The 2,241-nt window shown below is 74.6% G+C and carries 1 protein-coding gene; it reads right to left on the bottom strand.

The window, feature by feature from the left end:
* On the bottom strand, positions 1-2,241 hold a 2,241-nt coding region (locus HCN56_RS25220), incomplete at both ends, for a condensation domain-containing protein (RefSeq protein ID WP_245247025.1).

Raw genomic sequence — 2,241 nt, 5'->3', positions numbered from 1 at the left:
GGATGCCGGCGCAGGTGGTGAGGTGGTGGGTGAGGCGGTTGGCGGCCTCGTTCAACTCCCGGTAGGTGGTGCGGTGGTCTTCGTGGATGACGGCGGTACGGTCCGGACGGACCCGGGCCTGATGCTCGAAGAGCGTGTTCAGCGTCTCCTCACCGATCGGGACCACCGTGTCGTTCCAGGCGTCGACCACCAACCCCCGCTCCACACCGTCCAGGACCTCGATCGCGCTCAGCGCGGTGTCCGGCTCCCGCAGCGCGTGGTCCAGTACGCGGCCGACCACGGCGACCATGCGCTCCGCCGTTGCGGCGTCGAAGAGGTCCCGGTTGTAGAGCAGCGCCCCGGTCAGGCCGCTCGCCGGCTCGCCCCGCAGCAGGAACTCCAGGTCGAACTTGGCGCCGCCGGTGTCCACCACCGAGGCGGGCGCGGGCGCCGAGCCCGCCAGCCGGACCGTCGGCTCCGGGCCGCCCTCCAGCGCGAGACACACCTGGAACAGCGGGTGCCGTGCCGGTGAGCGGCGGGGCGACACCGCCTCCAGCACCTGGTCGAACGGCGCCTCCTGGTGGGCGAAGGCGTCGAGGTCCGCGGCGCGCACCCGCCGCAGCAGCTCCCGGAAGGACGGGTTGCCGGCGGTGTCGGTCCGCAGCACCAGCGTGTTGACGAAGAAGCCGACCAGCGGCGCCAGGTCGGCGGAGGAGCGCCCCGCGACGGGAACGCCCAGCGGGATGTCGTCGCCCGCGCCGAGCCGGTGCAGCGCCGTGGCCAGCGCCGCCTGCACCACCATGAACGGCGTGGACCGCTCCGCGCGCGCCAGCCGGTCGATCCGCGCGTACAGCTCCGGGCCGAACGCCACCGGTACGGTCGCGCCCCGGTTGCCCGCGACCGAGGGGCGCGGTCGGTCCAGCGGCAGCGGAAGCTCCTCGGGGAGCTCGGCCAACGCCTCCCGCCAGTAGGCGAGATGACGGCCGAGCGCGCTCTCCGGAGCCGCCGGGTCGCCCAGCTCCGCCCGCTGCCGCAGCGCATGGTCGGCGTAGGCCGTCGGCAGCGGTGGCCACTCCGGCTGCCCGCCGGCCGCCCGCGCCGCGTACGCGGTGGCGAGGTCGTCGAAGAGCGGCGCCAGCGACTGGCCGTCGGTGGCGATGTGGTGCAGCAGCACCAGCAGCGTGGCGCTGCCGTCCCCGGCGTCGAAGAGCGTCACCCGCAGCTGGGGTTCGGCCGCCAGGTCGAAGGCGTGGCGGGAGGCTTCGGCCAGCTCCTCCGGAAGCTTCTCCGCGGTGGTCCGGCGGTGCTCGACGAACGGTTCGCGCTCCCCCGGGGGCAGCACCCGCTGCACGGGCTCCCCCTCGTGGGTGGCGTACACCGTCCGGAGCGGCTCGTGCCGTGCCACCACGTCGGCGACGGCGGCACGCAGCACCGCCGCGTCGGGCGCCGGCTCCAACCGCGCCGTCATCGGCACGTTGTAGGCGGTGCCCAGCTCCTCCATCGACGCCAGCAGCCAGAGCCGCTGCTGGGCGAACGACAGCGGCAGCTGCTCGGGCCGCTCGGGCCGCCGGAGCTTCTCCGCGCCGACCGCGCCGGCTCCCGCACCGTCGTCCGGCGCCTGCGGGGTTCGGGGGGTGGTGTGGGTGAGGTGGTGGGCGAGGGTGGCGGGGGTGGGGTTGAGGAAGATGTCGCGGATGGTGAGGTGGGTGCCGGTGTGGGTGTGGATGTGGTTGGTGAGGCGGGCGGCGAGGAGGGAGTGGCCGCCGTGGTCGAAGAAGTTGTCGTCGATGGTGAGGGGGTGGGCGGCGTCGAGGGTGGTGGTGAAGAGCGTGGTGAGGGTGGTCTCCAGCTCGGTGCGCGGCGCCCGCCCCTCGGTCGCCGCCGTGGTGGGTTCGGGGAGTGCGGCGCGGTCCAGCTTCCCGTTGGCGGTCAGCGGCAGCCGGTCCAGCACCGTCACGTAGGACGGCACCATGTGCTCCGGCAGTCGGGTCCGCGCCCAGCCGCGGAGGTCCTGCGGGGTGGGGTCGCAGCCGGGGGCCGGGACGACCCAGGCGGCGAGCCGGGCGGTGCCGTGCCGGTCGCGGTGGGTGTGGACGGCGGCCTGCGCGATCTCCGCGTGCTCCAGCAGCGCCGTCTCCACTTCCGCGGGTTCGATGCGGAAGCCGCGGATTTTGGTTTGGGTGTCGGTGCGGCCGGTGTAGTGGATGGTGCCGTGGGGGGTCCAGTGGGCGAGGTCGCCGGTGCGGTAGAGGCGGGTGCCGG

It is taken from the genome of Streptomyces lonarensis, assembly GCF_012033735.1.
GTDB lineage: Bacteria > Actinomycetota > Actinomycetes > Streptomycetales > Streptomycetaceae > Streptomyces > Streptomyces lonarensis.
The sequence above is the reverse complement of the archived record's forward strand: the minus strand, read 5'-3'. Positions and strand labels throughout refer to the sequence as shown.